The organism is Streptomyces sp. LS1784 (genome assembly GCF_020103755.1).
Lineage (GTDB): Bacteria > Actinomycetota > Actinomycetes > Streptomycetales > Streptomycetaceae > Kitasatospora.
Window position 1 is genome coordinate 1 of record NZ_JAHSQD010001179.1, and the last position, 853, is coordinate 853.

General features: G+C 70.8%; 1 protein-coding gene. It reads right to left on the reverse strand.

All coding sequences use genetic code 11. The features are described from left to right. A partial coding sequence (locus KS423_RS46410; RefSeq protein WP_224285650.1) for a hypothetical protein occupies positions 1–276 on the reverse strand: 276 nt, incomplete at its 3' end. Positions 277–853 lie beyond the last annotated feature (577 nt).

The window sequence follows — 853 nt, forward strand, 5'->3', positions numbered from 1 at the left end:
GGTGCCGGTGCGGCCGCGCGAGCCGGTGCCGGCCGAGCCGGCGGCGGTGGTGCGCAGGGCCGGGCCGGGTGCTTGCGGCTGGACGAACGATCCTCCGGCGAGCGCGGGTTGGGGCGAGACGGCGAGCTGGCTGCGGAGCAGGGTGCGCAACAGGTCCAGGCCCGTGAAGATCTGCCGCTCGGCGGTCGGCCGGCCGCGGAGGCCGGTGCGGGGGCGCAGGGGCGCGGACGACGGGCGGGAGGGTGCAGGCGCGTCGTTCCGGACGGGTGGGTACACGGGACTCCCAGAGGCAGAACTGTGGACGGATCACCTCCGCCTGCGCGGAGAGCACTCCCCGAAGCGACCGTTCGAGCGGGACGCGGGGTGACGTGCATCCAGGAGAGAATAACGCTTTGTGCAATGACAGCTACACCGTGTGGTCGAAGTGGTCATTTGGGATCCATTTGTTGTGAATATTCGGCCGACAGTGACCGGAACTGTCATCGTTCATCCGGCTCAACGTGATCGAACAGGCGCTCAGGGTGACCAATTCGGGGGACTGGGGGGCGGTTTCCCAGCCTTGGGGCTCGGCAACCCCTGACTTCCCCGACCTGGCGAACGATCAGAACCGGTCGCCGGGCGACAGATTCGTACAGGGGGATCGGACTGCCTGCGGTGAAGGGGAGTTCGCCCGTAAGAGGGGCCAGGTCAGAGGCTCTGTTGACGACCGCTCACCCGTCAGGGCGAGCCGGCCCTGACGGCCCCCGGCCGGCCCGGGCGGTCTCCGGGTGTCCTTCAGCGGCCCGCGCGGCCTGGGGCGCGGGAGGTTCAGGCGCGGTGGCGGCGCCGGTTCAGCGCCACCCCGGCCGCCGTC